The sequence below is a fragment of the Streptomyces sp. NBC_01481 genome, from assembly GCF_026339995.1.
Taxonomy (GTDB): domain Bacteria; phylum Actinomycetota; class Actinomycetes; order Streptomycetales; family Streptomycetaceae; genus Streptomyces.
Genome location: NZ_JAPEPT010000005.1, coordinates 263,084 through 287,702 on the forward strand (window position 1 = coordinate 263,084; position 24,619 = coordinate 287,702).

The window sequence follows — 24,619 nt, forward strand, 5'->3', positions numbered from 1 at the left end:
GGGCGTCATTTTCTCATTCACCGGAACATTTGACGCCCTGAAAGAGGCGCACCCCCCGAACGCTCGATGCCCGGGGGGTGCACGTGTCGCAGCGAGTGTCAGACGCCGGTGGAGCCGTTGCCGGACAGGGCCGAGATGTCGTCGAGGATGTGGGACAGGGCCTCGTCGCCCTTGGCCTGGGTGGCGTTCTCGGTGCACTGCTGGGTCTGCGGGCTCGACAGGATCGGGATGTCCTGTGCGGAGATCGGGACGACGCCGACGAGCGAGCCGACGTCGGCCTTGGCCGGCAGGCCGACGCAGGGCTTGTTGAGCGAGCCCTGGGCGAGGCCCATCTGCGGGCTCATGTCGCCGTTGGTGACGGAGTTGCCGAACTCCTGCGAGGCGCCTTCGCCGCTGGTCGACGTGGTGCCCCCGTCGTTGCCGATGGCCATGGCCTGAGGAGCCATCGAGGCACCGACGCCCACCATCGAAGCGGTGACGGCCGCAGTCGCCAGAATCTTCTTGATCACTTTTCGTCCCTTTTCGCTTTGATCGATCGATCGTGGAGCAGACTGATCAACTGCGCCCGACGGGTTTGGTTCCGTGCATTCACCCGAATGTCGCAACGATTTGATATGCGGTCCGGAATGCAATATCGGCGGAGGGCCTGTCAGAAGGCCCTCCGCCGACGGGAGCAGATCGTCGCGGGCACCCGGCTGCGCCATGCCAACAGGAGACACGACTGCCCCACGACGCAATGCGTCGCCGGCTGGAGGCCTGCAACCGGAGCAGATCCCATGCACGGTCTGCACGGCCATTCCATCACCTCAGGAGAGCCGTCCGGACCCGTATTCACCCGTTTGCCGAATGAATTCTCGGCGATCGGAGCAATCTCGAATTGGGGCACAATGAGGGCGTCCAGCACGCAATCGAAGCGGTGAAAACTACATGACAATGACAGAGGACGGACCGGTGTTCGTCGGGCGGCGGAGAAGGCGAAGGACTCACGAGGGCACGATCGGCGGCAGTCGTGCCTTCTCCTGGCTTCTGGTGATCACGGGTGCGGCGGGTCTGCTGGCGTCGTGGGTGATCACGATCGACAAGTTCAAGCTGCTGGAGGATCCGGGTTTCACGCCGGGGTGCAGTCTGAATCCGGTGGTGTCCTGCGGGAACATCATGAAGAGCGAGCAGGCGTCGGCGTTCGGGTTCCCGAATCCGATGTTGGGGCTTGTGGCGTATTCGATGGTGATCGCGATCGGTGTGGCGCTGCTGGCGGGGGCGCGTTACCGGCGCTGGTACTGGCTGGGTCTCAATGCCGGGTGTCTGTTCGGGGTGGGCTTTTGTGCCTGGCTGCAGTATCAGTCGCTGTACGAGATCAACGCGCTGTGCCTGTGGTGCTCGCTGGCCTGGATCGCCACCATCGTGATGTTCTGCTACGTCACGCTGCACAACATCGAGCACCGGATCATCAAGGTGCCGGAGGGGCTGCGCAAGGGACTGCTGGAGTTCCACTGGCTGCCGCCGGTGCTCTGGATCGGCATCATCGGGATGCTCGTCCTGACCCGCTGGTGGGACTTCTGGACCAGCTGAGCAGGACCCGTACCGACAGGACCGGTACAGACAGCGAAGACCCCGGCAACCTGCAAGAGGTGCCGGGGTCTTGCTTGCTGGCTCATGCCCCGAGGGGCGAGTGTCAGCTGTCGGCGGAGCCGTTGCCGGACAGGGCCGAGATGTCGTCGAGGATGTGGGAGAGCGACTCGTCGCCCTTGGCCTGGGTCGAGTTCTCGGTGCACTGCTGGGTCTGCGGGCTCGACAGGATCGGGATGTCCTGCACGGAGACCGGGACGACGCCGACGAGCGAGCCGACGTCGGCCTTGGCCGGCAGGCCGACGCAGGGCTTGTTGAGCGAGCCCTGGACGAGGCCCATCTGCGGGCTCATGTCCCCCCAGGTCTCCGCGTTGCCGTAGACCTGCGAGGAGTTGGTGCCGCTTTCCGACGTCGTGCCGGTGTCGTTCCCGATGGCCATAGCCTGCGGAGCCATCGCCGCGCCCGCGGCCGCCACGGAGAGGGTGACCGCCGCGGTCGCCATAACCTTCTTGAGCATGTTCTGTCCTTAAGTCTCGTGGATGCCCGCCAGTGGAGCTCCCTGGACAACTAGCACCTTTGAGAATTGGTTCTTCCGGTTCACTCCATTGGCCCCATGTTGCGTGCTCGTAGGGATATTGGGCCGAACAGGGGCATCGCTGGTGTCGGCCGTGTCATCTCTATGGGTAATCCGTTTCGATTTGAGTGAGCCCTAATGTTGGGCAGAACATCGAACAGAAGGTGCTATTTCCCATGAAGACTGCCAAGAAGGCCGCCCTGATCCTGGCCACCGCAGGTCTCGCCGCTGGTTCCGCGGCCGGCGCCGCGTTCGCCGACGCCGGTGCGGAGGGTGTCACCTCGGGCTCGCCGGGCGTGCTGTCGGGCAACGCGCTCCAGGCCCCGGTGCACGTGCCGGCCACCGTCTGCGGGAACACGATCGACGCGATCGGCCTGCTTAACCCGGCCTTCGGCAACATCTGCGCGAACGGCTGACCTCGCTCCACGCACAAGGGTGGCGCCATCGGTCCGAACCGGTGGCGCCACCCTTGTGCGGTTCCGGCCGGGAACAGTGAGAACGGCGGGAGGGGGTGCGGCCGCCGACGGTCGCACCCCCACCTGAACACACAGCCACAGACGGGCGGTTCAGCCGCCCAGTTCGACGCCGCCCAGCATGGGAGTGAGCTCGCCGGCCGTCTTCATGGCCTGCTGCGGGGCGTCGCCCTTGACCCCGTTCACACCCGCTGCGGTGTCGGCGACATCGCTCACCACGGACCCGCCTCCGTCCAGCAGCGGCGTCTGGCTGAGGGCCTGGGCAAGACCACCGTTGAGGCTCATGGGAGGCATGGACGGCGTCGTCGCGGCCATCGCGGGAGACGCGGCCCCCATCGCCGCTACGGAGCCGGCAACGATCGCAGCAACCCTCAAGTACTTCATCTCTTCGCATCCCTTTCTCCGACGGCGTTTCTCGCCGTCGTCGATATGGGTAACGAGTCCCGTCCGGAGGAGAAACCCTGGCTCCGGGGATCACCCGCTAGTGGGCCGAACTGCCTTGTGTGGCAAAGCTGTTGGAAGCCGGGTGCGGCTCGTGGAGCCAGCCCCGGCGCGGCGGGGGGCCGGGGAGAAGGTCGGCTTCGCCCCCCGGCGGGGGATAGCGGGAGAGGCGGGTCCACTCCACGTCGGGCCTGCCCGGCAGGGTGCGGCCGGCCGCGGCCCACTCCCGGGCGAGCTGTTCGTAGATGGGGCTGGTCCCGGCGGGCGGACTCGCCGGGCTCGGGGCTGAGAGCGTCTGGACGCGCTGCCATCGGGCAGAGGTGTTGGTCCTTGCCATACGACCGCCAACGCGCGCCCGCGGGCGAAGTCACTGCCGGAGCAGGGCATGGGGGGACAGGGGGAACGGTCTTTCGACCCCGTCGCACGTACCGGTGAGTTTCGCTCCCGCCGCACGATGCGGCACCTGGAGCTCCGGCTCCGCCATCCAGGTGAACGGCTGACTTCCCCTGGTCGGCAGGGCATTAGGGTGCCGGTCCATGACCACTGCTTCCCCTTCCCAGAACACCGTCCAGCGCGGCCATTTGGGCACCCTTTCCCTGCTTGCGTGGACCGGGAATCCCGAAGAGGGCCACGACATGCCCTATCTGATCGCCTACTCCCTCGGCGACGGCAAAGAAGGTGCCGAGGCGGGCGAGTCGGCGCTCCTCGCCGTGATCGACGAGCTCGGGCTCACACCTGGCGGGAGCGTGCACGACGCCACGCAGGCGAACAACTCCCCCATCCGGCTGCTTGTCCAGGGCGGGTACGCCGTTCTCAACATGCCCTATCTGTCGGCCCAGTGCCGCGCCCCGCAGGAGTGGCTCGCCGCCGCCGAGCAGCGCGGCCACGCGCACTTCATGGTGGCCAGCCGCCCCTGGCCCGAGGCGGTCCCGGGCCGGCCCGTCACCGAGGAGATGCTTCAGGCCTTCCTCGGCGACGAGGACACCCTCACCAGCGCGGCGCACATCCTGCTGCCGGTGAGCCGGCTGCGCCGCTGACGGGACCGGCCGGGCGACGGCGTACGACCGCGGCCTCCCCCTTTCGACAAGGGGGAGGCCGCAGTGCTGTGGGGCGGTGTTCAGCCGATCGCGCACAGGCCGCCGAAGGCCGGGTTGAGCAGCCCGACGACGTCCACCGTGTTGCTGCACACGTTGACCGGGACGTGGACGGGCGCCTGGACGGCGTTGCCCGAAGCGATACCGGGGGAGTTGGTGGCGGCGCCGAGTGCTCCGGCGTCAGCGGCGGCCATACCGGCACCGCCGGCCAGGATCGCACCCGTGCCGGCGACAACAGCGGCTGCCTTCGCGATACGCGACATCAGTTCTCCTTGCAAGATGAGAGCTCGGCCGCAGGGCCTGCGGCCGTCACGGTTTCAACGCCGTAACGCATGGCCGGTAACGGATGAAATGTCAAAGTCATCGCCATGGACGGCACCTGACCGGAAACCGTCCCTTGTCGGCCGACCCGGATCCCCTAACAATGCGCATGACAAACCGAAGACCCACTTCGGTCACAGAAGTCGCAAGAGGGGACCCCCACATGAAGAAGCCTCTCGTCGGCACGTTCCTGGCCCTGGCACTCCTCGGGGCGGGCGCGGCGCCCGCGATCGCGGTCACCACCGCGGACACGGCACCGGCCGGCACGACCGTCGCATCAGCCCGGCCCGCGGCCCATGTCACCGCCAAAGCGGTCGACTTCGCCGGGACGGTGGCGCTGAGCAACTGCTCCGGATCGGTGGTGCGGATGCCGGCGTCGGAGCCCGACGACCCCGCCCTCGTGCTCTCCAACGGGCACTGCATAGAGAGCGGCTTCCCGGCCGCGGGCGAGGTCATCGTCGATCAGCGGTCCAACCGCAGCTTCGGACTGCTCAACTCCGCGGGCAGCAGAGTCGGCACGCTGCGGGCGAGCAAGATCGCGTACGCGACGATGACGGACACCGACATCTCGCTGTACCAACTCACCAGCACGTACCAGCAGATAGAGAGCCGGTACGGCATCAAGGCGCTCGAACTGAACGCCGCGCACCCGGTGCAGGGCACGGCCATCAAGGTCGTCTCCGGCTACTGGAAGCGGATCTACAGCTGCAACATCGACGGCTTCGCCTACCGCCTCAAAGAGGGTGAGTGGACCTGGAAGGACTCGGTCCGCTACACCTCCAGCTGCAACACCATCGGCGGCACCTCGGGCTCGCCGGTCGTCGACAACGCCACCGGCAAGGTCGTCGCCGTCAACAACACCGGCAACGAGGACGGCCAGCGCTGCACCGACAACAACCCGTGTGAGGTCGACGAGAACGGCCAGGTCACGGTGCGTGAGGGGATCAACTACGGCCAGGAGACGTACGGGATAGTCCCCTGCGTCGGGCTCGACAACAAGATCGACCTGGGCCGGGCGGGCTGCGTGCTGCCCAAGCCATAGGCCCCGTCCTCGACGTCTGCCCACATAATCCGTTCGTATGTTCGAATGGAGGGCTACCCTGGAGGTATGGCAGCACATCTCCAGGGTTCGCTCTTCGACCAGACCGACGAGATACGTCTCGGTCCGCTGAAGGACGTCCGGCGGACCGTGCTCGGTGACGGGGCATGGATCGATCTGCTGCCCGGCTGGCTCGGCGGGGCGGACGCCCTCTTCGAGGAGCTCGTCTCCTCGGTGCCGTGGCGGGCCGAGCGGCGGCAGATGTACGAGCATGTGGTGGACGTGCCGCGGCTGCTCGCCCACTACGCCGAAGGCGACCGGCTCCCGCACCCCGTGCTGGACGAGGCCCGCGTGGCGCTCGGCGCGCACTACGGACCGGAGCTCGGCGAACCGTTCGCTACTGCCGGGCTCTGCTACTACCGCGACGGCCGTGACAGCGTCGCCTGGCACGGGGACACCCATGGACGCGGCTCCCGCGAGGACACCATGGTCGCCATTGTGTCCGTCGGCGCCCCGCGCGATCTGGTGCTCCGGCCGCGCAGCGGCGACCGGCTCCCCCTGCGCAGGCCGCTCGGGCACGGCGATCTGATCGTGATGGGCGGGTCCTGCCAGCGGACCTGGGAGCATGCCGTGCCGAAGACGGCGCGCTCGGTGGGGCCGCGCATCAGCATCCAGTTCCGCCCGCACGGCGTCAGCTAGTGCTGGATTCCTCTTTCGGTGGGTATAGCTGCTGGTAGCGGGGCAGTTGCAGGTGCTCGGGGGCGGGTGCTGGGTAGTGGTGCTGAGGGCACGGCCGGGCCGTGACGAGGGTGAGAAAGCGGTGGTCCACCGCCTGGCGTCGGCCAGAAAGGCGCCGAAGGTTGTGGTGGAGCGCTGCCGGATGGTGGAGCTGAGCTGGGGCGGCTGGCTGGTCCCGCAGATAGCCGACGAGCTGCGGTGCGGTCAGAAGACGGTGCGCCGCTGGCTGCACCGCTTCAACCGCTGCGGGCTGGAGGGACTGGAGGATCTGGGCGGGCAGGGACGCAAGCGAAGGATCACCGAGGCCGAGCGCTCGAGGATCATCGGCCTGGTCAGGCTGACGCCGCCGGGTCGGCTGGAGGTGCAGCCGTCGAACGAGATGTGGGCCGCGGACGAGTTGGGGCCCTCGGAGTGGACTTTGGACGCGCTGGCCGCCACGGCCCGGGACCTGGGCATCGAGGTCAGCCGCTCCCAGGTACGTCGGATCCTGCTGGCCGAGGGGGTGCGCTGGCGGCGCACGCGCTCGTGGACCCGCTCGAGAGATGTGGACTTCGAGGGAAAAGGACGCGGATCGTCGAGCTCTACACCAGCCCTCCCGACGGCGCGACGGTGGTCTGCGCCGACGAACTCGGCCCGGTGATCCCACGCACCTTCCCGCCGGCACCGGGCTGGTCGCCGGACGGACACCGCATCAAAAACGAGCTCGACTACTCCCGCGGACCGGAGAAAACCTGGGTCTACGGCGCCTTACGCGTCCGGGACGGCCACGAGGTCACGATGACGGCCACCTCCCGTAACAGTGCCTTCTACCAGCAGTTCCTTCAGTTGGTCGAGGACGCCAACCCCGTCGGGGACATCTACGTGATCACCGACAATCTGTCCTCCCACAACAGCGTGTCCACCCGAACCTGGCTCGAGGAACATCCCCGCATCAGGCATGTGTTCATCCCAGTCGGCGCCTGCTGGCTCAACCTTCAAGAGGGCTGGTGGCGCATCTTCCGCAAGACCGCCCTGGCCGGACGCTCCTTCGGCGACCGCGACCACATCACCCACGCCACCGAAGTGGCCACGGCCCAGCTCAACGCCCGCGCCCGACCCTGGATCTGGGGCAGACCCGCACCGCCCACCAGGCGTTTACGCCGCCGCTATGTGTACTTCCTTTGAGGAATCCAGCACTAGGCCCTGTCGTTTGGATCAGGCCGGATCAGCGAGCGTGCGTGCCAGGGCACGCGAACCCGGCAAGATCCGAACGACAGGCCCTGAGGCTCAGGCGGGCGTCCTGCGCACCGACCGGCCCGCCAGTACGTCCGTGCGCGAGCCGTCCTCGATCACGAACCGGCCGTCGATCAGCACATACGGGATGCCGACCGGCAGCGTACGAGGGGCTTCGAAGGTCGAGCCCGCGGCGACCGTGTCCGGGTCGAAAAGCACCAGGTCGGCCCGGTAGCCCTCGCGGACCAGGCCGCGGTCCGGCAGGCGCAGGCGGGCGGCCGGGCGGGAGGTGAGGTGGGCGACGGTCTCCTCCAGGGAGAGGATGCCCAACTCCCGTGCGTACCGGCCGAGATACTGCGGGAAGGTGCCGTACGCCCGCGGGTGCGGCTTGTGGCCCTGCAGGATGCCGTCGCTGCCGCCGGTGTGGACGCGGTGGCGCATGATCTGCCGGACGTTCTCCTCGTGGCCGACGTGCTGGAGGATCGTCGACCCGAGACGGTCGTCGATCAGGAGACGGCGGGCGGTGGCCCAGGGGGCCTCGTCTCGGGCCTCGGCCGACTCCTGGACGGTCTTGCCGACACGGCTCGCGAGCCCCGGGTCGCTCACGCCGGAGATCTCTATGGTGTCCCACTCGATGGGCACACCGTGGCAGCCGTCCGAGCCGGTCTCCTCCAGGTCGTGGCGGATCCTCTCGGCGCTCTCGTCGTCCTGGAGGCGGGCCAGGACCGCCTCGGGGCCGCCCTCGCCCGCCCAGCTCGGCAGCATCGCGGCGAGCGTGGTGCTGCCGGGGGTGTAGGGGTAGGTGTCGAGGCTGATGTCGGCTCCGGCGTCCAGGGCCTTGTCGAGCAGGGCGAGCAGATCGGGCGCCTTGCCCTTGTTCACCCGGAAGTTCATGGTGGCGTGCGCGAGATGGAGGGCGCAGCCGGCCTCGCGGGCGAGGTCGACCATCTCCTCGTAGGCCTGAAGCGCCCCGGCGCCGTACGAGCGGTGGTGCGGGCAGTAGTAGCCGTCGTAGCGCGCCACCACCCGGCACAGCTCGGTCAGTTCGGCCCCGCCCGCGTACATGCCGGGCGTGTAGGTCAGGCCGGAGGACATGCCGACCGCGCCCTGTTCGAGGCCCTCGGCGACGAGCTGCTTCATACGGGCCAGCTCGGTGGGGGTCGCCGGGCGGTCGTCCCAGCCCACCGCGTACATCCGGACCGTGCCCTGCGGGACGAGATACGCGGCGTTGACCGCGACGCCCCGGTCCAGGCGGTCCAGATACTCGCCGACCGTACGCCAGTCGAAGTCGACGGAGGTGTCCCCGGGCGCACCGCCGTTCCAGCCGGTGATGGCCTTGCGGACCTCGGTGAGCGTCGCGTTGTCGACGGGGGCGTACGAGAGTCCGTCCTGGCCGAGGACTTCGAGGGTGACGCCCTGCGCGGCCTTCGCCTCGTGCGCCGGGTCGCGCAGCAGGGCGAGATCGCTGTGCGCGTGCATGTCGATGAAGCCGGGGGACAGGGCGAGTCCGTGCGCGTCGAAGGTGCGCGCGGCGGACAGGGCCCGGTCGCCCTCGCGGCGTATGGCACCGATACGTCCGCCGTCCAGGCCCACATCGGCGCGGTACGAGGGTCCGCCGGAGCCGTCGATGACCCGGACGCCGCGGATGGCGAGGTCCATGGACCGGCCTCTCAGAAGAAGGTGCGGATGTAGTCGGTGACCGTGCCGTCGGCCTCGACCAGCGGGATGAGCTGCCACTTGTCGAAGCTCGTGCACGGGTGGGACAGGCCCATGCCGACCCAGTCGCCGACCTCCAGGTCCGCCTCCGGGGTGGTGCGCAGCCAGCCGTGCTGGTCGGACAGGCCGCTCACGGTGATACCGGCTGCCGGGCGGATCTCGCCGGTGCGGGAGTCACGGACGACCTGGGCCTCGGGGAGGTCGAGGTCGTACGCGGCGTCCCGCTTGCCCGCGTTGACGAAGGCCTGCTCGGGTGTCGGGCGGGAGACGACCTGGGCCCAGAGGCGGAAGGCGGGCTGGAGGGCGCCCTCCTCGGGGACGCGGTTGAAGGGGGTGAGATGGCGGTAGTGGCCGTCGTCGTGCGAGACGTACGCACCCGAGCGGAGCAACTTCAGTACAGGAAGCGAGAGTTCGGGGATCTGCGCGAAGACGTCGGCGACCGCGTCGAACCAGGCGCTGCCGCCCGCGCTGACGACGATCTCGTCGGCTCCGTCGAAGCGGCCGGCCTTGTCGAAGTCGGCGGCGAGGGCGGTGAGACGGCGCAGCCAGGCGTGTACGCGGTCGTCATCGGCCTGGGGGACCTCGCCCTCGTAGCCCGCGACTCCGACGAGGCGCAGGGTCCGCGCGGCGGCCACGGCATCGGCGACGGCGGCGCAGTCCGCTTCCGTACGCGCTCCGGTGCGGGCGCCCTCGCCGGCGCCGAGTTCGACGACGACGTCCAGGGGGCGGGAGATGCCCTGGAGCGCCTCGTCCATCAGCTCCACGCCGCGTACGGAGTCGACGTAACAGATGAAGCGGAAACCGGGGTCGGCGTCCAGCTCGTGGGCGAGCCAGCGCAGGCCGGCCGGGTCGACGACCTCATTGGCGAGGAAGATCCGCTGGATGCCGTAGGCGCGGTAGACGCGGGCCTGGTGGGGGACGGCGGCGGTGATGCCCCAGGCGCCGTAAGCGAGCTGGCGGTCGAAGAGCTGGGGGGACATGGAGGTCTTGCCGTGCGGGGCGAAGGCGAGACCGTGGCGCTCGGAGTAGGTCTCCAGGAGAGCGAGGTTGTGCTCGACGGACTCGGCGGAGAGGGCGAGGACGGGGGTGGTGAAGCCGCCGGTGAAGAGGTTGCGGCGCTCGGCGGCGAGGGCGCCGACGGTGAGGTGGGCGGTTTCCGCGTCCGGGGGGAGTGCCTTGAAGCGGTGGTCGACGGGTTCGTCGGCGAGTCGTCCCACTGTGGTGCCGTCTGCCATGGGCCCTCCCTGGGAGATGGTTGCAGTATATGCAACGGTCATTGCGCGTCTCGCTTACGGCTGTCTAACATCCGAGCCAACGGGCGGTCAATGGTGTGCCCGGCGACCAACTCATGAGGAGTCTGAGGGATCGTGACCCCCGACGTGCCCGGACCCGCGGCCCCCGGCTCGGTGGCCCCCGGCCCCGTGGACATCGTCTGCCTCGGCGAGTCCATGGTCACGTTTCTGCCCACGGCGCCGGGCCGCCTCGCCGATGTGCCGTCCTTCGTACGGGGCATCGGCGGGGCCGAGTCCAATGTGGCGTGCGGTCTCGCGGCGTCGGGCCACAGCGCGAAGTGGGTCGGCCGGGTGGGCGCGGACGGCTTCGGCGAGTACCTGGTCGCTGCGATGGCGTCGTACGGCGTCGACACGTCGGCGGTGCAGCGGGATCCGCTGCGGCCGACGGGGGTCTACTTCCGTACGGCGGGCGACCGCGCGTCCCACGCGCACGAAGTCCTCTACTACCGGGCGGGGTCCGCGGCGTCCGCGATGTCGCCGTCGACCGTGCGGTACGAGGACGTGAGGGCGGGGCGGATCCTGCATCTGTCCGGGATCACGGCGGCGCTGTCGGCGGACTGCCTGGCGCTGATGCGTGACCTGACGGCGCGGCGCGCGGGGCGTCCGATGGTCTCGTTCGACGTCAACTACCGTCCCGGCCTGTGGGACACGCACGCTGGTGCGTGCGTGCTGCTCGAAATGGCGCGGGGCGCGGACATCGTCTTCGTCGGCGAGGACGAGGCGGAGGCGGCCTGGGGGGTGCGGGGCGCGGACGCGATCCGGGAGGCGCTGCCGGAGCCGGAGGTGGTCGTGGTGAAGCGGGGCGGGGAGGGCGCGGTGGCGTATGGCCGCTGCGCTGAGCCTTTCCCCGCCCCGCCCCTCCCCGAACTGGGGGCATGCCCCCAGACCCCGCATGCGACCTTCGGCCGCATGTCCTCAAACGCCGGACGGGCTGAAAAATCGCCCGCGCCCCGCGTCGACGTCGTCGCGCACGTCGGCGCCGGCGACGCCTTCGCCGCCGGCTTTCTCTCCGCCACCCTCCGCGGGCTCCCCGTTCGCGACCGGCTGCGGCACGGGCATCTCATGGCCGCCGCCACCCTCACCGTCGCCGGGGACCTCGCCACCCCGCCCTCGCGGGCGTACGCCGACCGGCTTGTCGCACTCGACGACCGTGACTGGGGGAGACTGCGACTCGGCCCCGGCTGGACCGCGGCCGCGGAGCAGGGACCGCAGGACCCGCAGGAGGTACGTATCCCATGAGCCAGACCGTCGACCGCGCGCTGAGCATCCTCCCCTTGCTCGCCCAGGGACCCGCCGACCTCGGACAGGTCGCCGAACGCCTCGGCGTGCACAAGTCCACCGCCCTGCGGCTGCTGCGTACGCTCCACGAGCACGGACTCGTCTACCGCCAGCAGGACCAGCGCTACCGCCTTGGCGCCCGCCTCTTCGCCCTCGCCCAGGAAGCCGTCGAGAACCTCGACGTACGCGAGATCGCCCACCCCCATCTCGTCTCCCTCAACGAGCAGATCGGGCACACCGTCCACCTCGCCGTGTACGAGGAGAGCGAGGTCCTCTACATCGACAAGGTCGAGAGCCGCTATCCCGTCCGGATGTACTCGCGGATCGGCAAGCCCGTCGCGATCACCGTCGCCGCGGTGGCGAAACTCCTCCTCGCCGACCTTCCCGAGCCCGAGCGGCGCTCCCTCGCGGACAAGCTCGACTACCCCATGTACACGTCCCGTTCGATCCCGAACGCCGCCGCGTTCCTCAAGGAGCTCGCCGCCGTACGCGAACAGGGATGGGCCTGCGACCTCGGCGGCCACGAGGAGTCCATCAACTGCATCGGGGCCCCCATTCGAGGCGCGGACGGGCGTGTTGTCGCTGCCATGTCGGTCTCGGCGCCGAATGTCGTCGTCACCGCCGAGGAACTGCTCACCCTTCTCCCGCTGGTGCGCCGCACCGCCGACGCCATCAGCCGGGAGTACTCAGGTGCTGTGCCCGACTCACATACCGTCCCACCCAAGGAGGCTCCATGAACGAGAAGACCGCGATCACCCCCGCCACCCACACCGCCCCGCCCGCGAAGTTCTCCCACGGCGTCAAGAAGGGCAACATCCTCCAGGTCGCCGGGCAGGTCGGCTTCCTGCCCGCCGTCGACGGGCAGGCCCCCACCCCCGCGGGCCCCACCCTGCGTGAGCAGACCCTCCAGACCCTCGCCAACGTCAAGGCGGTCCTCGAAGAGGGCGGCGCGAGCTGGGACGACGTGATGATGATGCGCGTCTACCTCACGGACACGGCCCACTTCGCCGAGATGAACGAGATCTACAACGCGTACTTCGAGGAGCAGGGCCTCAAGGCCCCCGCCTCCGCCCGTACGACGGTGTACGTCGGCCTGCCCGCAGGCCTCCTCATCGAGATCGACGCCCTGGCCGTCCTCGGCTGACCTTGAAGCACACCGCACAGCACGGGGCGGCGCACTTCCCCGAAGCGCCGTCCCGCGGTCCTCCCTTGCCGAAAACAGGAGAACTCCCCATGCTCATCGCGGCTGACGCACCCCCACCACCCCCGCCCCACACCGGAGGACTCCTCCTCCTCATCGACGGCACCGCCGGTCTGCTGACCGTCGCCGCCCTCGGTATCGCGCTGCTCCTCTTCCTCATCATCAAGGTCAGGCTGCAGCCGTTCGTCGCGCTGCTCGCCGTCTCCATAGCCGTCGGCCTCGCCGCGGGACTCTCCGTCACCGAACTCTTCGGCACCGTCCAGAAGTCCGCCGCCGTCTCGGTCATCGAGTCCGGCATGGGCGGCATCCTCGGACACGTCGCGATCATCATCGGTCTCGGCACCATGCTCGGCGCGATACTCGAAGTGTCCGGCGGCGCCGAGGTGCTGAGCTCCCGTCTGCTGCATCTCTTCGGCGAGAAGCGCGCCCCGCTCGCCATGGGCCTCACGGGCCTGATCTTCGGTATACCCGTCTTCTTCGACGTCGGCGTCTTCGTTCTCGCGCCGATCGTCTACGCGGCAGCCAAGCGCTCCGGCAGGTCCATCCTGTTGTACGCGATGCCCCTGCTGGCCGGTCTGTCGATGGCCCACGCCTTCCTGCCGCCGCACCCCGGCCCGGTCGCCGCCGCCGGTCTGCTCCATGTCTCGCTCGGCTGGGTCATCCTGATGGGCACAGTCGTCGGCCTCCCGGCGGTCCTCGCCGCCTGGGGGTACGCCGCCTGGATCGGCAACCGCCTCTTCGTCGAGGTCCCGCAGGACATGGTCGAGGCCGGGGAGGAAGCGAAGGCCGCCGTCGCCGCCGAGCAGAGGGCCGCGGGCCGAACTCCGCAGGAGCGCCCGGTCTCTTTCGGCACGGTCCTCACCATCATCGGTACGCCGCTGGTCCTGATCCTCGCCGCCACCTTCTCGTCCATCGCGCTGGATCCGTCGACCGCGCGCTCGGTCGTCGAGTTCTTCGGCAGCCCCTTCGTCGCCCTGACGATCGCGCTGCTGATGGCGTACTACCTGCTGGGCCTGCGCCGCGGCTGGTCCCGCAAGTCCCTGGGGACCGTGTCGACCTCCTCGCTCAAGCCCGTCGGCAACATCCTGCTCGTCGTCGGCGCGGGCGGCGTCTTCGGAGCCGTACTGAAGGCCAGCGGCGTCGCCCAGGCGCTCTCCGACACCTTCAACGACATCGGCCTGCCCGTCATCGTGCTCGCCTATCTCATCGCACTGGTGCTGCGCGTCGCGCAGGGTTCGGCGACGGTCGCGATCGTCACCACGGCAGGCATCGTGCTGCCCCTGGTCGAGAACGGCCACCACTCGCAGGCCTTCCTGGCGCTGGTCATCATGGCGATCTCGGCTGGTTCGATCTTCGCCTCGCACGTCAACGACGGGGGCTTCTGGATCGTGGCGAAGTACTTCGGGATCTCGGAGCGGGACACGCTGAAGTCCTGGACCGTCCTGGAGTCGGTCCTGTCGGTCACGGGCTTCGCGGTCGCGGCCGCGCTCAGTCTGGCGCTTTAGGTCGTGCACGAAAGGGCGCCCCGGACTCCCCGGGGCGCCCCTAGGGCGCGTTTGAGAAGTCCCGCCTGCCCCGCGACGCCTGGCACGCGCACTCGCGGTGTTGTCGGAGTCGCCCAAGTACGTCCAGTACGAGGGCGATCCTCCGCCTTGCGATTGCACGCACCAGACGCCGCGGGGCCCGCCCTGCGGGCGGACGGCGCTACTTCTCAAACACGCCCTAGTCGCGTATCAACTCGTGCAGTACTGCTGCTCCTTGCCGATCGAGCGGTACATGCAGTCGGAGTTCTCCAGCAGCTGGAGCACCGCGTCCCGGTTGCGGCTCGTCTCGCGTTCGATCACCTCGTCGGGCGGGTAGAAGCCGCCGCCGCCCGAGGACGGATACATCTCGAACGTGTAGCTGAAGATCTTCTGGCTGCCCCACAGCCAGTCGTCGATCGTGCCGTCCGTGATGTACAGATCGCTGGACTGCTCGGGCGTGTAGCCGTTGCTCGCGGCCATCTTCTTGCCGACGGCGGCGTGCGCGTCCCGGTCGTCCTGGGTGAGCCCGGGGCCGGTGTCGCTGTAGGTGTAGCCGTACGGCCAGAGCACCAGCTCGCTGTACGTGTGGAAGTCGATGCCGGCCTTGATCTGCTGCTTGCCGCCGACGATCCGGCTGCGTACGAAATCGGAGACGACCTTGACCTCGGGCGCCGACTCGGCGGCCGAGCCACGGTAGGTGTCGGACGACTTGCTGCCGGAGGAACCGCCGCAGCAGCCCCACTTGTAGGCCCAGTTGCGGTTGAGGTCCGTACCGACGTACGAGGAACCGGAGTTGGGCTGGCGGTTCTTGCGCCAGCTGCGGTACGAGCCGGTGGCGATGTCGTACTCGCCGCCGTCCGGGTTGAGGTCGGGCACGATCCAGATCTCGCGGCCGTTGACGGCGTTGGTGATCCGCGAGTCGCTGCCGTAGCCCGCGCCGAGTTCGCGTACCAGATACAGCGCCATCTCGACGGTGAGGTGCTCGCGCGCGTGCTGATGGTGCGTGAAGAGCACTTCGGGCTCGGCTTCGTCGGTGCCGACATTGTCGCTGATCTTGATGGCGACGATGTCCCTGCCCTGGTACGACTTGCCGATGACGCGCCTGCTCATGATCGACGGATACTGCGCGACGCGCTGGTTGAGCTCGGTGCTCATCTCGGCGTAGTTGTGGTACTTGGAGTCGGCCCCGGGGAAGTCCATCGGACGGACGGCCGTCCCGTCGCGGCGGTCGGGGACCTTGCCCACGTCCCGCAGCTTGTAGCCGAGGGACTTGAGCTTCGCGGCCTCCGTCGGGTCGGCGGAGACGATGACCACATGGCCGTCGGAGTCGTCGATGGTCACGCCCGTCCTGGCGAGCGCTGTGCGGGTGACCTTGTCGGCGTGGATGTCGATTTCGTACTGGCGGATGTCCTCGTCCGTCGAGACGGGGGGCGGCGCCGATGCGGTGGCGGTGCCGTTCGCGGTGAGTGGCGCGGCAAGTGCCACTGCCAGCAGGGCGGCGAGGGCCGCGGCCCTCTTGCCGCGGATGCGAAGTCGCATGCTGTCTCCTGGGTGTGGAGGTGGGGGGTTGATCAGTTGCGACGCATGTCGTGCGGGTGTGTGCGCACATGGTGAGGCCCTGGCATGACCCGGTCAAGGGGTGAACTTCGGCCAAACGAGTGGGGTGGCGAGCTCGGCCAGGGCGCGTGGGCACCGTTCATCTTGCACACCCGTGCGGCGGGTTCGCGGTAGCGGCACGGGGCAGCAGGGGGACGTTCGTTGCACCCGCGGCAGGCGCAAAGACCCTCTTGCGCGATCTCCCGCACCCCGCTTTGGTGACCTCAGTCACAATCCTGGGACGAGTGGGAAGGCGGCCACGCACATGGCGGGCACCACCGAGCGCAATACGACCGACGAGTCCATCTCCCTTCCGCGCAAGTCGAGTTGGAAGTACATCGGTCCCGGAATCGTGGTCGCTGCCACCGGAGTCGGCGCGGGCGACCTCGTCGCGACGCTCATCGCGGGCAGCAACTTCGGCTACACCCTCCTGTGGGCCGCCGTGATCGGCTGCGTCGTCAAGATCTCCCTCGCCGAGGCGGCCGGCCGCTGGCATCTGTCCACCGGCCGCACGCTCTTCGACGGCTGGGCCAGCCTCGGCCGCTGGACCACCTGGTTCTTCGTCGTCTATGTCGTCGTCTGGGGCTTCGTCTACGGAGCTGCCGCGATGTCGTCCAGCGGCCTCCCGCTCCAGGCGCTCTTCCCCGACGTCATGGGCCTCAAGTGGTGGGCGATGCTGACCGGGGTGATCGGTCTGGTCTTCGTCTGGTTCAACAAGTACGACGTCTTCGAGAAGGTCATGACCGTCCTCGTCGGCGTGATGTTCGTGGTAACCGTCTATCTGGCGATCCGGGTCACCCCGAACCTCGGCGACGCCTTCGCGGGACTCCTGCCCGTCCTGCCCGACGAGAAGGACTCGATCCTCAACACCCTCGGCCTGATCGGCGGTGTCGGCGGCACCATCACCCTCGCGGCGTACGGCTACTGGGTCAACGCCAAGGGCTGGACCAACACCGGCTGGATGAAGGTGATGCGGCTCGACAACCGTGTCGCGTACCTCACCACCGGCATCTTCGTCGTCGCGATGCTGTTCGTCGGAGCCGAGATGCTGCACTCGGCGGACGTCGCCATCGCGAGCGGCGACAAGGGGCTCATCCAGCTCAGCGACATCCTGGAGGCGGAGTACGGCGGCGCCACCGCCAAGCTCTTCCTGGTCGGCTTCTTCGCCACGTCCTTCACCTCGCTGATCGGGGTCTGGCACGGCGTCAGCCTGATGTTCGCGGACTTCGTCGAGCGCTACCGCAGGGACAGGGCGGTGGGCGCCGAGGACACCGAGCTCAGCGGCGAGGCCGTGGCCGCGGGCAAGCGCGAGAGGTCGGTCCCGTTCCGGGCGTATCTGCTGTGGCTGACGTTCCCGCCGATGATCCTGCTCTTCCAGGGCCAGCCGTTCCGGCTCGTGATCATCTACGGAGTGCTGGGCGCGGCCTTCATGCCGTTCCTGGCGCTGACCCTGGTCTGGCTGCTCAACTCCGGCCGCACGCCCAGTCAATGGCGCAACGGCATCCTGAGCAATGCCATGCTGGTCGTCGCCGGACTGCTCTTTCTGGTGCTGTGTATCAAGCAGATCGCCGACCAGCCGTGGGCGGAGTTCTTCTGAGGCAGGACCTAGAGGCGTACGGCCCGGACGCCCTCGGTGTTCGGGCCGTACAGCATTCCGTCCCGCATCACCGGATCGTCCGCCAGCGCCCCGTCGCACGCGAGCCGCCACCGCGGCTCACCGGTGGCGATGTCGTACGCCCACCAGGCGGTGTCATGGCCGACGAGGGCGAGGCGCCCGGCCGGGACTGGCGGTGTCCACGACGGCTGTTCGCGGTTCTGGCGCCACAGTGCCCTGCCCGTCCGAGCGGAGTGGGCGAGGACATAGCCGGGGCGGTTGTCCCACTCCCGCCTGCCGTCTTCGCCGCGGTAGCTGTCGCCGGACGAGAGCAGGATCGTGCCGCCGTACGGAACGACCTCGTCCCGCGCGTACGGGGCCGTCGTCGCCGTCCATGTCCGGCGGCCGTCGGCGGCGGCGTGCGCGTGCAGCCGGCCGCGGGATCGCAGGCCGCCACGCCGTCCGGTGTGCTCCGGAAGAGAACGCCGCGCTTCGGGTCGGGCGTGAAGAGCCAGGACATGTCCGTACGCCACAGGACCCGGCCGCTTGCCGTGTCGATGCCGCACAGCACTCCCGGCTCCAGCACCCGGCCGTCGTCGGTCCGCGCGCGCAGCTGTACGCAGAGCACACTTCCAAGCACGAACGGGCGGTCGGGCTCGCCCTCCTCCACCAGCGGCCCGGCTCGCCACAGCCGCTTGCCGTCGGAGGCGCGGTAGGCGTGGACAAGCCCGTCCTGACTGACCCGGAAGACCGTGCCGGCCGCCACCGCGACCATGTCGGGTTCGGTGCCGGTCGAGGTGCCGCCCTTCGCGCTCCAGCGGGTGTCGCCCGTCCTGGCGTCCAGGGCGTACAGCAGATCGGGTCCGACGGTGGGGACATAGACCGTGCCGCCGTCGACCGTGAGCCCGCCGTAGACGCTGCCGTCGAAGGTCCAGGCCGCGTCCCGCTTCTTCGGCCCGTCCTCCTCCTCGGCGGTGCACGCGCCCGCGAGGCCGGCCGCGCCCGCCAGGCCCAGCACTCCCAGCGAGCCGCGCAGCACGGTGCGGCGGCTGATACCCGATACGTCCCCCGTCGCGTTCACGGACGCAACGTACAACAACGCACAGCAGCGCCACCGGGGGAGCGGCGGCGCTGCTGTCCGATGGGGTGTGAGTTACGGGAGGCCGTGCACGTGCGGGCCGACCGCGTTCGACCAGGCGTTGCCGGACTTCGCGTCCCAGTTGGTGGACCAGGTCATCGCACCGCGCAGCGACGGATAGGTCTTCGACGGCTTGAACGATCCGCAGTTCGTGCCCCGGGCGAGGCAGTCCAGCGCGTTGTTCACGATCGTCGGCGACACGTAGCCGCTGCCCGCGCCGCTGGTCGAAGCGGGCAGACCGAGCCCGACCTGGGCCGGGGTGAGGCCGCCCTCCAGCTGGATGCAGGCGAGCGCGGTGAGGAAGTCGACCGAGCCCTGCGAGTAGACCTTGCCGTCGCAGCCCAGCATCGAACCGCTGTTGTAGTACTGCATGTTGACGACGGTCAGGATGTCCTTGATGTTGAGCGCCGTCTTGAAGTACTCGTTCGACGTCGACTGCATGTCGATGGTCTGGGGCGCCATCGTGATGACGAGCTTGGAGCCCGCCTTCGAGGAGAGGGACCTGAGCGCCTGGGTCATATAGGTGGAGTTGAGGCCGTTCTCCAGGTCGATGTCGACGCCGTCGAAGCCGTACGTCTGCATCATCGAGTAGACGGAGTTGGCGAAGTTCGTCGCCGAGGCGGAGTCGTTGATGGTGACGGTGCCGTTCTGGCCGCCGATGGAGATGATCACGGACTTGCCGGCCGCCTGCTTGGCCTTGATGTCGGCCTTGAACTGGTCGACGGTGTAGCCGCCGAGCCCGGCCGAGTCGAGGTTGAAGGTGACACCGCCGGGTGTGCCGGTCGCGTCGGCGAAGGAGACCGCGATGATGTCGTAGTTGGCGGGCACATCGCTGATCTTCTGGACGGTGGCGCCGTTGTTGAAGTTCTGCCAGTAGCCGGTCACCGCGTGCTTGGGCACCGTGCCGCCCCCGCCGCCGCCCGATGCGGAGGTGGTGCCGGTCACCGCTGCGGACTTCGTGGACTCACCGGCCGCGTTGGTCGCGGTCACCTGGAACTGGTACGAGGTGGAGGCAGTCAGCCCCGTCGCTGTCGCCGAGGCGCCGCTGACCGACTGCACCTTGGCGCCGTTCTGGTAGAGGTTGTAACCCGTCGCGCCCGTCACCGTGTTCCAGGACAGGGCCACGGAGGACGAGGTCACGGAGCCCGCCGCGAGGCCGGCCGGGGGTGCGGGCACGACGGGATCGGGGTCGCCGCCACCGCCGCCGTCCGGGCCGAAGACGCTCACATCGTCGGCGTAGTAGGGGGCCTGCCCGTACCAGCCGTGCGTGTAGACCGTCACGGAGGTCGTGTTCGCGCCGGTGGTGAAGGTGGTGGACAACTGCTTCCAGCCGGCCGAGTCCGGCGTCCAGGTGGAGACGTCCGTGGTGCCGGTCCCGCTCGCGCCGAGGTAGGTGTAGCCGCCTTGCACCCACGCGCTGAGCGTGTACGTCGAGCTGGGCTTCACCGCCACGGTCTGGGTGCACCTGGCGTTGTCCTGCCCGGCCGGAGTCCCCTTGAGCGCGGAGGCGCCACCGTGGACGGGCGAGGAGACATTGCTCCCGCTGCCCGCGGAACAGGTCCAGTTGGCGAGCCCGGACTCGAAGCCGGCGTTCTTGGCGACATTGACGTCGGCGGCCTGCGCGGTTCCCGTGATGCCCATGAGGGTGAGACCGGTCCCGACAGCGAGTGCGAGCACTGTGCCGAGCCATCTTCGGGAGGGGCGTCTCCGAGAGCGTGAGGTGCGGTCCACTTGCTGCCTCCGGTGGGGGAGTTGGGGGTGTGGAGGGGGTTACGGAACGGTGGCCACCGCTGGGCGTCCAAGCTGGTCCAGACCAATCGGGTTGTCAAGACCTGTGGCAGCGATTCGTATACACACGCCCGTGCCGCACGGCCACGCGCTCAGGTCTCGTCCTGCAGCCGGTCCGCGGCATACCCCGCAACGCACCCCACCACCAGCACCGCGTTGGACAGCAGCACCCCCTCCGCCGCCAACTCCCGCCACTGCACAGCCATGTTGAGCGCCTGCGCCACGACCGGCACCGCGAAAGCCGCCGTCAGATGCCCGGGCAGCGACTCCCGGAACGGCTCACGGTGGATCCGCGCCGCAGCCCAGGCGGCCAGCGCGATGCACACCGCGTTCGGCAGATGGATCAGCAGCAGCCGACCGCCGAAACTCTCCATGCGCGGTCCCGTCGCCAGATGCTCGTAGACGAGTGTGGCCTGCAGATACTCGCTGAACAGGAGGACGACGACACCGATCGCCCAGGCTCGTACGAGCGCGAGCAGCGCCGCACCCCGCCGCTCGGGGTGCGCCCCCTGGTAGCCGTACCGCGTCATCGCTTCATGACCGTGATCGAGTCGATGATCCGCTTCAGATCGCCGTCCGCGAGCCGCCCTTCGGCCGCGTCGATCCGTACCGCGTACGCCGTGTCCCGCGCGTCCAGACCGGCCACGATCACACCCCTGATCCGTGCCCCCTGCTGCGTGAACTCGAAGTCGACGCGGCGGGCCTCCTCCTCGCCCTTCGGCCCTTTGACCCGGATCTCCCGCTGCCCCTGGAGCTTCGAACCGAGCGCGATGCCCGCCTCCGCGGCGATCGCGGCCTCCTCGGCGGAGTCGGCCTCGGTGAAGTCCAGCTGAACGGTGATCATGCCGACGGCCCTGCCGCCCGCGGTGAGGGTCGCCGCGGCCGCGTTGTGCTTGCTGCGCTGTGCGTCGCTCTGCGGTACGAAGGCGGGCGGATGGGCGACGGTGACGGCGGGCGTGCGCAGGGTGCCCCACCCTTCGGGTGCCTGGCCGACCGTGTCCGTACCGCATCCGGCGGCCAGCAGGGCCGCCGCTGTCACCCACGCGCCGGCCCTGGGGGGTGTCCTGCGGATCTGGCTGGGCTCGCGACGCCCTGCGACTCCGTCTCCTGCGTTGTCGTCGGTCGGCATGGCTCCGCCATGCCTCCCTCCTCCGCCTTGGATCCGAAGCCGCATGACGCCGCTCCCTGATCCAGCCTGATCCACCGGACACCCCCTGGTCTTCCTCTTCACCGTGTGTCCTCCCTCGCCCCTCGGCCGGTCAGTTCGCGCAGTAGCTGTACGGCACATAGTTGCGGCCATTCCCATGGGGTGCGCCCAGGAACTCGGCGGCATTGAGGGTCTCCTCCTTCTTCTCGGTGGACACCGAGAAACCGAGGCTCAGCCCCAGGTTCAGCTCGAAGCCGTACTCGGCCGCCTCGGTCTTTCCGGTGTAGGTCGTCCTGCTGGACAGCCCCTCGTCGAAGAGCAGCTGCCCGAAGGGGTCGTCGGCACCCGGCCGCCGGGTCGGAGCGTGGTCGTTGAACATGTAGGCGAAGGGCGCGCCGTACTGCCCGCTTCCGTCCAGCCAGTCCTGCGCGATCTTCCGCCCGGCATCGCCCTCGGGCTCCGGCGGGAAGGCGAGCGAGTTGGTGACGACCTCGATCCCGGTGTCCGCATCGCCGCCCTTCGCTCCGGCGTTGCCGCCGCGCTTGTCCTTGCCGGACTTGCCGTTGTCGCCCCCCACCTTGACCCCGTCCTTGGTCGAACCCTTCTCGACGGTCCGGGTCATGTCGATACGCACCAGCTTGCCGGTCTTCTTGTCATGGGTGACGGTGATGGTCCCGGTCTGCGTGGTCGACGCGGACGCCTCTCCGCTCAGCGGCCCGGCCTCGTACCCGACCTTGGTCCCGTACTCGATCGACGCGCTGTATGTGTACGACTTGGTGCCGTTGAAGTCGTTGTCGGTCCACGTCGCCTCGGGCGTGAACTTGAACGAGCCGCCGAGGGCGGCGCTCAGCTTCTTCTCGTCCCCGGCGGAAATCTTCAGCCCGCCCGCGGCGGAGGTTTCGAGGGCGACCTTGCCGTAACTGATGTGGCGGTTGCCGAGCTTCTCCTCGATGCGCTTGCGCAGCTTCTCCTCCTCGGCCAGGGGCCCCTTGCCGAAGAGGTAGAGGATGCCGCTGCCGAGCCCGCCGCCCTGGGAGTTGGCCTGCCGGTTGGCGAGCTCGTACGTCTTGAGCGACTCCAGATCGTCCCGGAAGGCCGCGGCGTCCGCCTCACTGTCGAAGACCCAGGTGTCCCCATTGGTGACCTTGATCCCGGCCCCGAGCTCGACCTTGTCGGAGCCGAACCTGCCGACCTTGGCCCCGGGCTTCCAGTCCTTCTTGAGGGCGACGGACGCGGCATCGGTGAAGGTCATCATGACCCGCTGGTCACGGTCGTCGACGGCACCGTCGCCGTTGACGTCGGAGTTGGCCTTGAAGGTCTGCTGCTGGAAGCCGTATTCCTCGCCCCATTCGATGAAGAGGACTTTGGCCTTGGCGCCGGCCTTGTCGGTGAGGGAGGAGATCTGGCAGAGAGGGGGTTCGTAGTCGGCGTCGGTTTTGGGGGTGGCGCGGGGGTATTCGCCTGTGCCGCACGGGCCGCCGGAGATCACGCAGATGATCTTCTCGCCGATCATCCGGCCCACGCCCAGCGTCGTCACCGCGGCGATGACGGCGATGAGCACAACCAGCACTCCGATGTACTCAACGGCTGTGGTGCCCCTGTCGCGTGCCGGGTTCCGCGCCCTGCGTCCTCTTGTCCGGCTCATCCGCCGTCCCCCTCGGTGGCCGTGCCTCTCGTACAAGGAATCGGAAGTGGAGCGTACGAAGGGGGGCACCGGGCTGGCTTGGGCCCGGAGACCCATCGCGGACCCAAAGCGGACCAGGGCCCTGGCGAATTCACTGCCCTGAAACGAGAGTTAACCTCTGACGCCTTCGCCCGGTTTCGCCTGTGCGGAGCGTGTGCGAGTTGTGGCCCAGAGATCTCAAAGGTGTTCTCTGCCTCGTAGGACGTGGATAAAGTGCTGGGGCAGAAGCACGGAGCAGTAGGTATCTGCGGTCGCCGGGCCCCCGGCGTCCGGGGCTGAACGGGGAACCAGCGTGCCCACCGCGATAGCTGTCACCAGCGCCGATCTGGTGCTGCCGCCCACCGACCACCAGACCCCCACCGCGGCACTGCTCCACTCGCCCGACGCCCAGCCCCTGGACGCCGCGCTCGCCGACATGAGCGTCCTGCTGGAGCAGCACGGCTATGTGATCGCGTTGTATCCCTCGACCATCCCCTTGGCCCACGAGCGTCGACTGCACACAGTCCGGTCGGTCCTGGAGAGCGACCGGATCGCCTGTCTGAAGCTGGATCTGCCACCGCTGGGTGTGGCTGTACTCGTGCGCCAGTTACGGCAGTTGTCGATCTGCGACTTCAGCGCGGGCGTGGTGGCCTCCGCCGCCCGGCTGCTCTCCCATTACATCTACGCGGGCGCGCTGCTGAACTCCGTGACCAGGCTGGACCGCGTTCCGGTGAGCCTGAAGTCCCACGCCAAGTCCTGGGTCCCCGGTTCCCAGTTCGGTGTGCTGGCGAACCCGAATCCTCAACTGATCAAAATTGGCTCCGGTGAGCTCGCCGGTCCCGAGTTCCGCACGCAACTGCTGGTTGCGAAAGGGCAGTTGGCGAGCGAGTGGGTGAGCTCGACACTCGCTCCCGCCTGGCAGGTGCAGGGCCTGGAGGAAACTGCGCTTCCTGTCGATTCCCCCCGCTGGTGGGGCACGTCCAGACTGGTCGAATTCGGTGCCTATCTGCCTGATATCTCCGTGCTCTACCAGCTGGTTTCGTCCGTACGGAGAGAGGTGTGCACCTGGTGCGGAAGAGAACTCATCGGTGATCGCTGCGGCTTCTGCTCCGCACCGCTCGCCCCGCCCGAGAACCAAACGCACACGACCGGTGTCCTGAACCACGGGGCCCCGATGCGTCAGGGTTCGTAACCGGCCTTCGGGCCGCTCCCCGGAGGTTCCACC

Annotated in this window: 25 protein-coding genes and 1 pseudogene; 13 read left to right on the forward strand and 13 right to left on the reverse strand. The window is 68.8% G+C overall.

What is annotated here, in order from left to right; translation table 11 throughout:
* Window positions 1-98: 98 nt before the first annotated feature.
* Complete coding sequence (locus tag OOK40_RS27280; RefSeq protein WP_266486953.1) at window positions 99-509, reverse strand: rodlin; 411 nt, start codon at window positions 507-509, stop codon at window positions 99-101.
* A 424-nt stretch (window positions 510-933) separates the two neighbouring features.
* On the opposite strand from OOK40_RS27280, the gene OOK40_RS27285 reads away from it, so the two are divergent.
* Complete coding sequence (locus tag OOK40_RS27285) at window positions 934-1,569, forward strand: vitamin K epoxide reductase family protein (RefSeq protein ID WP_266487673.1); 636 nt, start codon at window positions 934-936, stop codon at window positions 1,567-1,569.
* Between the two features lie 103 nt (window positions 1,570-1,672).
* Here the strand turns inward: OOK40_RS27285 and OOK40_RS27290 are convergent, their stop codons facing one another.
* The gene (locus OOK40_RS27290; RefSeq protein WP_266486955.1) at window positions 1,673-2,083 is read right to left on the reverse strand and encodes a rodlin; all 411 of its coding nucleotides are present in this window, start codon (window positions 2,081-2,083) and stop codon (window positions 1,673-1,675) included.
* Window positions 2,084-2,316: 233 nt separating this feature from the next.
* Between OOK40_RS27290 and OOK40_RS27295 the strand changes: the two genes are divergently transcribed.
* Window positions 2,317-2,556 (forward strand): chaplin, encoded by a 240-nt coding sequence (locus tag OOK40_RS27295; protein ID WP_266486957.1) that lies wholly within the window; start codon window positions 2,317-2,319, stop codon window positions 2,554-2,556.
* A gap of 150 nt (window positions 2,557-2,706) precedes the next feature.
* Here OOK40_RS27295 and OOK40_RS27300 read toward each other — a convergent pair whose 3' ends face one another.
* Entirely contained in the window at window positions 2,707-2,898 is a 192-nt protein-coding gene (locus OOK40_RS27300) for a hypothetical protein (RefSeq protein WP_266486959.1), read from the reverse strand.
* A 692-nt stretch (window positions 2,899-3,590) separates the two neighbouring features.
* Here OOK40_RS27300 and OOK40_RS27305 point away from each other — a divergent pair.
* The gene (locus OOK40_RS27305) at window positions 3,591-4,091 is read left to right on the forward strand and encodes a DUF5949 family protein (RefSeq protein WP_266486960.1); all 501 of its coding nucleotides are present in this window, start codon (window positions 3,591-3,593) and stop codon (window positions 4,089-4,091) included.
* Window positions 4,092-4,171: 80 nt separating this feature from the next.
* Here the strand turns inward: OOK40_RS27305 and OOK40_RS27310 are convergent, their stop codons facing one another.
* Window positions 4,172-4,411 carry a chaplin gene (locus tag OOK40_RS27310; protein ID WP_266486961.1) on the reverse strand — a complete coding sequence of 80 codons (240 nt, stop codon included), beginning with the start codon at window positions 4,409-4,411 and terminating at the stop codon, window positions 4,172-4,174.
* 221 nt (window positions 4,412-4,632) lie between these two features.
* Between OOK40_RS27310 and OOK40_RS27315 the strand changes: the two genes are divergently transcribed.
* The 4 genes from OOK40_RS27315 (at window position 4,633) to OOK40_RS27330 (ending at window position 7,410) form a co-directional block, all read left to right on the forward strand.
* Window positions 4,633-5,511, forward strand: a complete 879-nt coding sequence (locus tag OOK40_RS27315; protein WP_266486962.1) for a serine protease — start codon at window positions 4,633-4,635, stop codon at window positions 5,509-5,511.
* 66 nt (window positions 5,512-5,577) lie between these two features.
* Window positions 5,578-6,207, forward strand: coding sequence for an alpha-ketoglutarate-dependent dioxygenase AlkB (locus OOK40_RS27320; RefSeq protein WP_266486963.1), 630 nt, complete (start codon window positions 5,578-5,580; stop codon window positions 6,205-6,207).
* A 76-nt stretch (window positions 6,208-6,283) separates the two neighbouring features.
* Window positions 6,284-6,886 (forward strand): helix-turn-helix domain-containing protein, encoded by a 603-nt coding sequence (locus OOK40_RS27325; RefSeq protein WP_266478181.1) that lies wholly within the window; start codon window positions 6,284-6,286, stop codon window positions 6,884-6,886.
* Window positions 6,856-7,410 carry a transposase gene (locus OOK40_RS27330; protein WP_266478175.1) on the forward strand — a complete coding sequence of 185 codons (555 nt, stop codon included), beginning with the start codon at window positions 6,856-6,858 and terminating at the stop codon, window positions 7,408-7,410. The genes OOK40_RS27325 and OOK40_RS27330 overlap by 31 nt, the downstream gene beginning before the upstream one ends.
* Before the next feature lie 102 nt (window positions 7,411-7,512).
* Here OOK40_RS27330 and OOK40_RS27335 read toward each other — a convergent pair whose 3' ends face one another.
* Window positions 7,513-9,117, reverse strand: a complete 1,605-nt coding sequence (locus OOK40_RS27335) for an amidohydrolase family protein (RefSeq protein ID WP_266486964.1) — start codon at window positions 9,115-9,117, stop codon at window positions 7,513-7,515.
* Window positions 9,118-9,128: 11 nt separating this feature from the next.
* Entirely contained in the window at window positions 9,129-10,409 is a 1,281-nt protein-coding gene (locus OOK40_RS27340; protein WP_266486965.1) for an amino acid deaminase, read from the reverse strand.
* Between the two features lie 213 nt (window positions 10,410-10,622).
* On the opposite strand from OOK40_RS27340, the gene OOK40_RS27345 reads away from it, so the two are divergent.
* From OOK40_RS27345 to OOK40_RS27360, 4 genes are all read left to right on the forward strand, one after another.
* Entirely contained in the window at window positions 10,623-11,705 is a 1,083-nt protein-coding gene (locus tag OOK40_RS27345) for a sugar kinase (protein ID WP_266487675.1), read from the forward strand.
* Window positions 11,702-12,481 carry an IclR family transcriptional regulator gene (locus tag OOK40_RS27350; protein WP_266486966.1) on the forward strand — a complete coding sequence of 260 codons (780 nt, stop codon included), beginning with the start codon at window positions 11,702-11,704 and terminating at the stop codon, window positions 12,479-12,481. The genes OOK40_RS27345 and OOK40_RS27350 overlap by 4 nt, the downstream gene beginning before the upstream one ends.
* On the forward strand, window positions 12,478-12,888 hold the full coding sequence (locus tag OOK40_RS27355) for a RidA family protein (protein WP_266486967.1): 411 nt from the start codon (window positions 12,478-12,480) through the stop codon (window positions 12,886-12,888). Before OOK40_RS27350 ends, OOK40_RS27355 begins: the two co-directional genes overlap by 4 nt.
* 89 nt (window positions 12,889-12,977) lie before the next feature.
* Window positions 12,978-14,450 carry a GntP family permease gene (locus OOK40_RS27360; protein ID WP_266486968.1) on the forward strand — a complete coding sequence of 491 codons (1,473 nt, stop codon included), beginning with the start codon at window positions 12,978-12,980 and terminating at the stop codon, window positions 14,448-14,450.
* A gap of 228 nt (window positions 14,451-14,678) precedes the next feature.
* Here the strand turns inward: OOK40_RS27360 and OOK40_RS27365 are convergent, their stop codons facing one another.
* On the reverse strand, window positions 14,679-16,007 hold the full coding sequence (locus OOK40_RS27365; protein WP_266486970.1) for a M14 family metallopeptidase: 1,329 nt from the start codon (window positions 16,005-16,007) through the stop codon (window positions 14,679-14,681).
* Window positions 16,008-16,329: 322 nt separating this feature from the next.
* On the opposite strand from OOK40_RS27365, the gene OOK40_RS27370 reads away from it, so the two are divergent.
* Entirely contained in the window at window positions 16,330-17,661 is a 1,332-nt protein-coding gene (locus OOK40_RS27370; RefSeq protein ID WP_266486972.1) for an Nramp family divalent metal transporter, read from the forward strand.
* 8 nt (window positions 17,662-17,669) lie between these two features.
* Here the strand turns inward: OOK40_RS27370 and OOK40_RS35490 are convergent, their stop codons facing one another.
* The 6 genes and pseudogenes from OOK40_RS35490 to OOK40_RS27395 all read right to left on the reverse strand — a co-directional run bounded on the left by OOK40_RS35490 (window position 17,670) and on the right by OOK40_RS27395 (window position 23,376).
* Window positions 17,670-18,224 carry a PQQ-binding-like beta-propeller repeat protein gene (locus OOK40_RS35490; protein ID WP_353961861.1) on the reverse strand — a complete coding sequence of 185 codons (555 nt, stop codon included), beginning with the start codon at window positions 18,222-18,224 and terminating at the stop codon, window positions 17,670-17,672.
* A pseudogene (locus tag OOK40_RS35495) lies at window positions 18,194-18,739 on the reverse strand (PQQ-binding-like beta-propeller repeat protein); the annotation flags it as partial. The pseudogene OOK40_RS35495 and the gene OOK40_RS35490, both read right to left, overlap by 31 nt.
* Window positions 18,740-18,811: 72 nt before the next feature.
* Window positions 18,812-20,437: a chitinase gene (locus tag OOK40_RS27380; protein WP_266487677.1), complete on the reverse strand. Its 1,626-nt coding sequence runs from the start codon at window positions 20,435-20,437 to the stop codon at window positions 18,812-18,814.
* Between the two features lie 239 nt (window positions 20,438-20,676).
* The gene (locus tag OOK40_RS27385; RefSeq protein WP_266486977.1) at window positions 20,677-21,114 is read right to left on the reverse strand and encodes a hypothetical protein; all 438 of its coding nucleotides are present in this window, start codon (window positions 21,112-21,114) and stop codon (window positions 20,677-20,679) included.
* Window positions 21,111-21,713, reverse strand: coding sequence for a hypothetical protein (locus OOK40_RS27390; RefSeq protein ID WP_266486978.1), 603 nt, complete (start codon window positions 21,711-21,713; stop codon window positions 21,111-21,113). The genes OOK40_RS27385 and OOK40_RS27390 overlap by 4 nt, the downstream gene beginning before the upstream one ends.
* Before the next feature lie 130 nt (window positions 21,714-21,843).
* Window positions 21,844-23,376: a Flp family type IVb pilin gene (locus tag OOK40_RS27395; RefSeq protein WP_266486979.1), complete on the reverse strand. Its 1,533-nt coding sequence runs from the start codon at window positions 23,374-23,376 to the stop codon at window positions 21,844-21,846.
* Between the two features lie 331 nt (window positions 23,377-23,707).
* On the opposite strand from OOK40_RS27395, the gene OOK40_RS27400 reads away from it, so the two are divergent.
* Window positions 23,708-24,586 (forward strand): hypothetical protein, encoded by an 879-nt coding sequence (locus tag OOK40_RS27400; RefSeq protein WP_266486980.1) that lies wholly within the window; start codon window positions 23,708-23,710, stop codon window positions 24,584-24,586.
* Window positions 24,587-24,619: the final 33 nt, after the last annotated feature.

Bases quoted from the DNA above. Each gene is read 5' to 3' on its own strand.
- OOK40_RS27360 (WP_266486968.1), top strand. From the start codon at position 12,978: ATGCTCATCGCGGCTGACGCACCCCCACCACCCCCGCCCCACACCGGA.
- OOK40_RS27380 (WP_266487677.1), bottom strand. From the start codon at position 20,437: ATGGGCATCACGGGAACCGCGCAGGCCGCCGACGTCAATGTCGCCAAG.
- OOK40_RS27295 (WP_266486957.1), top strand. From the start codon at position 2,317: ATGAAGACTGCCAAGAAGGCCGCCCTGATCCTGGCCACCGCAGGTCTC.
- OOK40_RS27365 (WP_266486970.1), bottom strand. From the start codon at position 16,007: ATGCGACTTCGCATCCGCGGCAAGAGGGCCGCGGCCCTCGCCGCCCTG.
- OOK40_RS27315 (WP_266486962.1), top strand. From the start codon at position 4,633: ATGAAGAAGCCTCTCGTCGGCACGTTCCTGGCCCTGGCACTCCTCGGG.
- OOK40_RS27285 (WP_266487673.1), top strand. From the start codon at position 934: ATGACAGAGGACGGACCGGTGTTCGTCGGGCGGCGGAGAAGGCGAAGG.
- OOK40_RS27350 (WP_266486966.1), top strand. From the start codon at position 11,702: ATGAGCCAGACCGTCGACCGCGCGCTGAGCATCCTCCCCTTGCTCGCC.
- OOK40_RS27320 (WP_266486963.1), top strand. From the start codon at position 5,578: ATGGCAGCACATCTCCAGGGTTCGCTCTTCGACCAGACCGACGAGATA.
- OOK40_RS27345 (WP_266487675.1), top strand. From the start codon at position 10,623: ATGGTCACGTTTCTGCCCACGGCGCCGGGCCGCCTCGCCGATGTGCCG.
- OOK40_RS27310 (WP_266486961.1), bottom strand. From the start codon at position 4,411: ATGTCGCGTATCGCGAAGGCAGCCGCTGTTGTCGCCGGCACGGGTGCG.
- OOK40_RS27395 (WP_266486979.1), bottom strand. From the start codon at position 23,376: ATGAGCCGGACAAGAGGACGCAGGGCGCGGAACCCGGCACGCGACAGG.
- OOK40_RS27300 (WP_266486959.1), bottom strand. From the start codon at position 2,898: ATGAGCCTCAACGGTGGTCTTGCCCAGGCCCTCAGCCAGACGCCGCTG.
- OOK40_RS27385 (WP_266486977.1), bottom strand. From the start codon at position 21,114: ATGACGCGGTACGGCTACCAGGGGGCGCACCCCGAGCGGCGGGGTGCG.
- OOK40_RS27340 (WP_266486965.1), bottom strand. From the start codon at position 10,409: ATGGCAGACGGCACCACAGTGGGACGACTCGCCGACGAACCCGTCGAC.
- OOK40_RS27355 (WP_266486967.1), top strand. From the start codon at position 12,478: ATGAACGAGAAGACCGCGATCACCCCCGCCACCCACACCGCCCCGCCC.
- OOK40_RS27305 (WP_266486960.1), top strand. From the start codon at position 3,591: ATGACCACTGCTTCCCCTTCCCAGAACACCGTCCAGCGCGGCCATTTG.
- OOK40_RS27290 (WP_266486955.1), bottom strand. From the start codon at position 2,083: ATGCTCAAGAAGGTTATGGCGACCGCGGCGGTCACCCTCTCCGTGGCG.
- OOK40_RS27370 (WP_266486972.1), top strand. From the start codon at position 16,330: ATGGCGGGCACCACCGAGCGCAATACGACCGACGAGTCCATCTCCCTT.
- OOK40_RS27390 (WP_266486978.1), bottom strand. From the start codon at position 21,713: ATGCCGACCGACGACAACGCAGGAGACGGAGTCGCAGGGCGTCGCGAG.
- OOK40_RS27335 (WP_266486964.1), bottom strand. From the start codon at position 9,117: ATGGACCTCGCCATCCGCGGCGTCCGGGTCATCGACGGCTCCGGCGGA.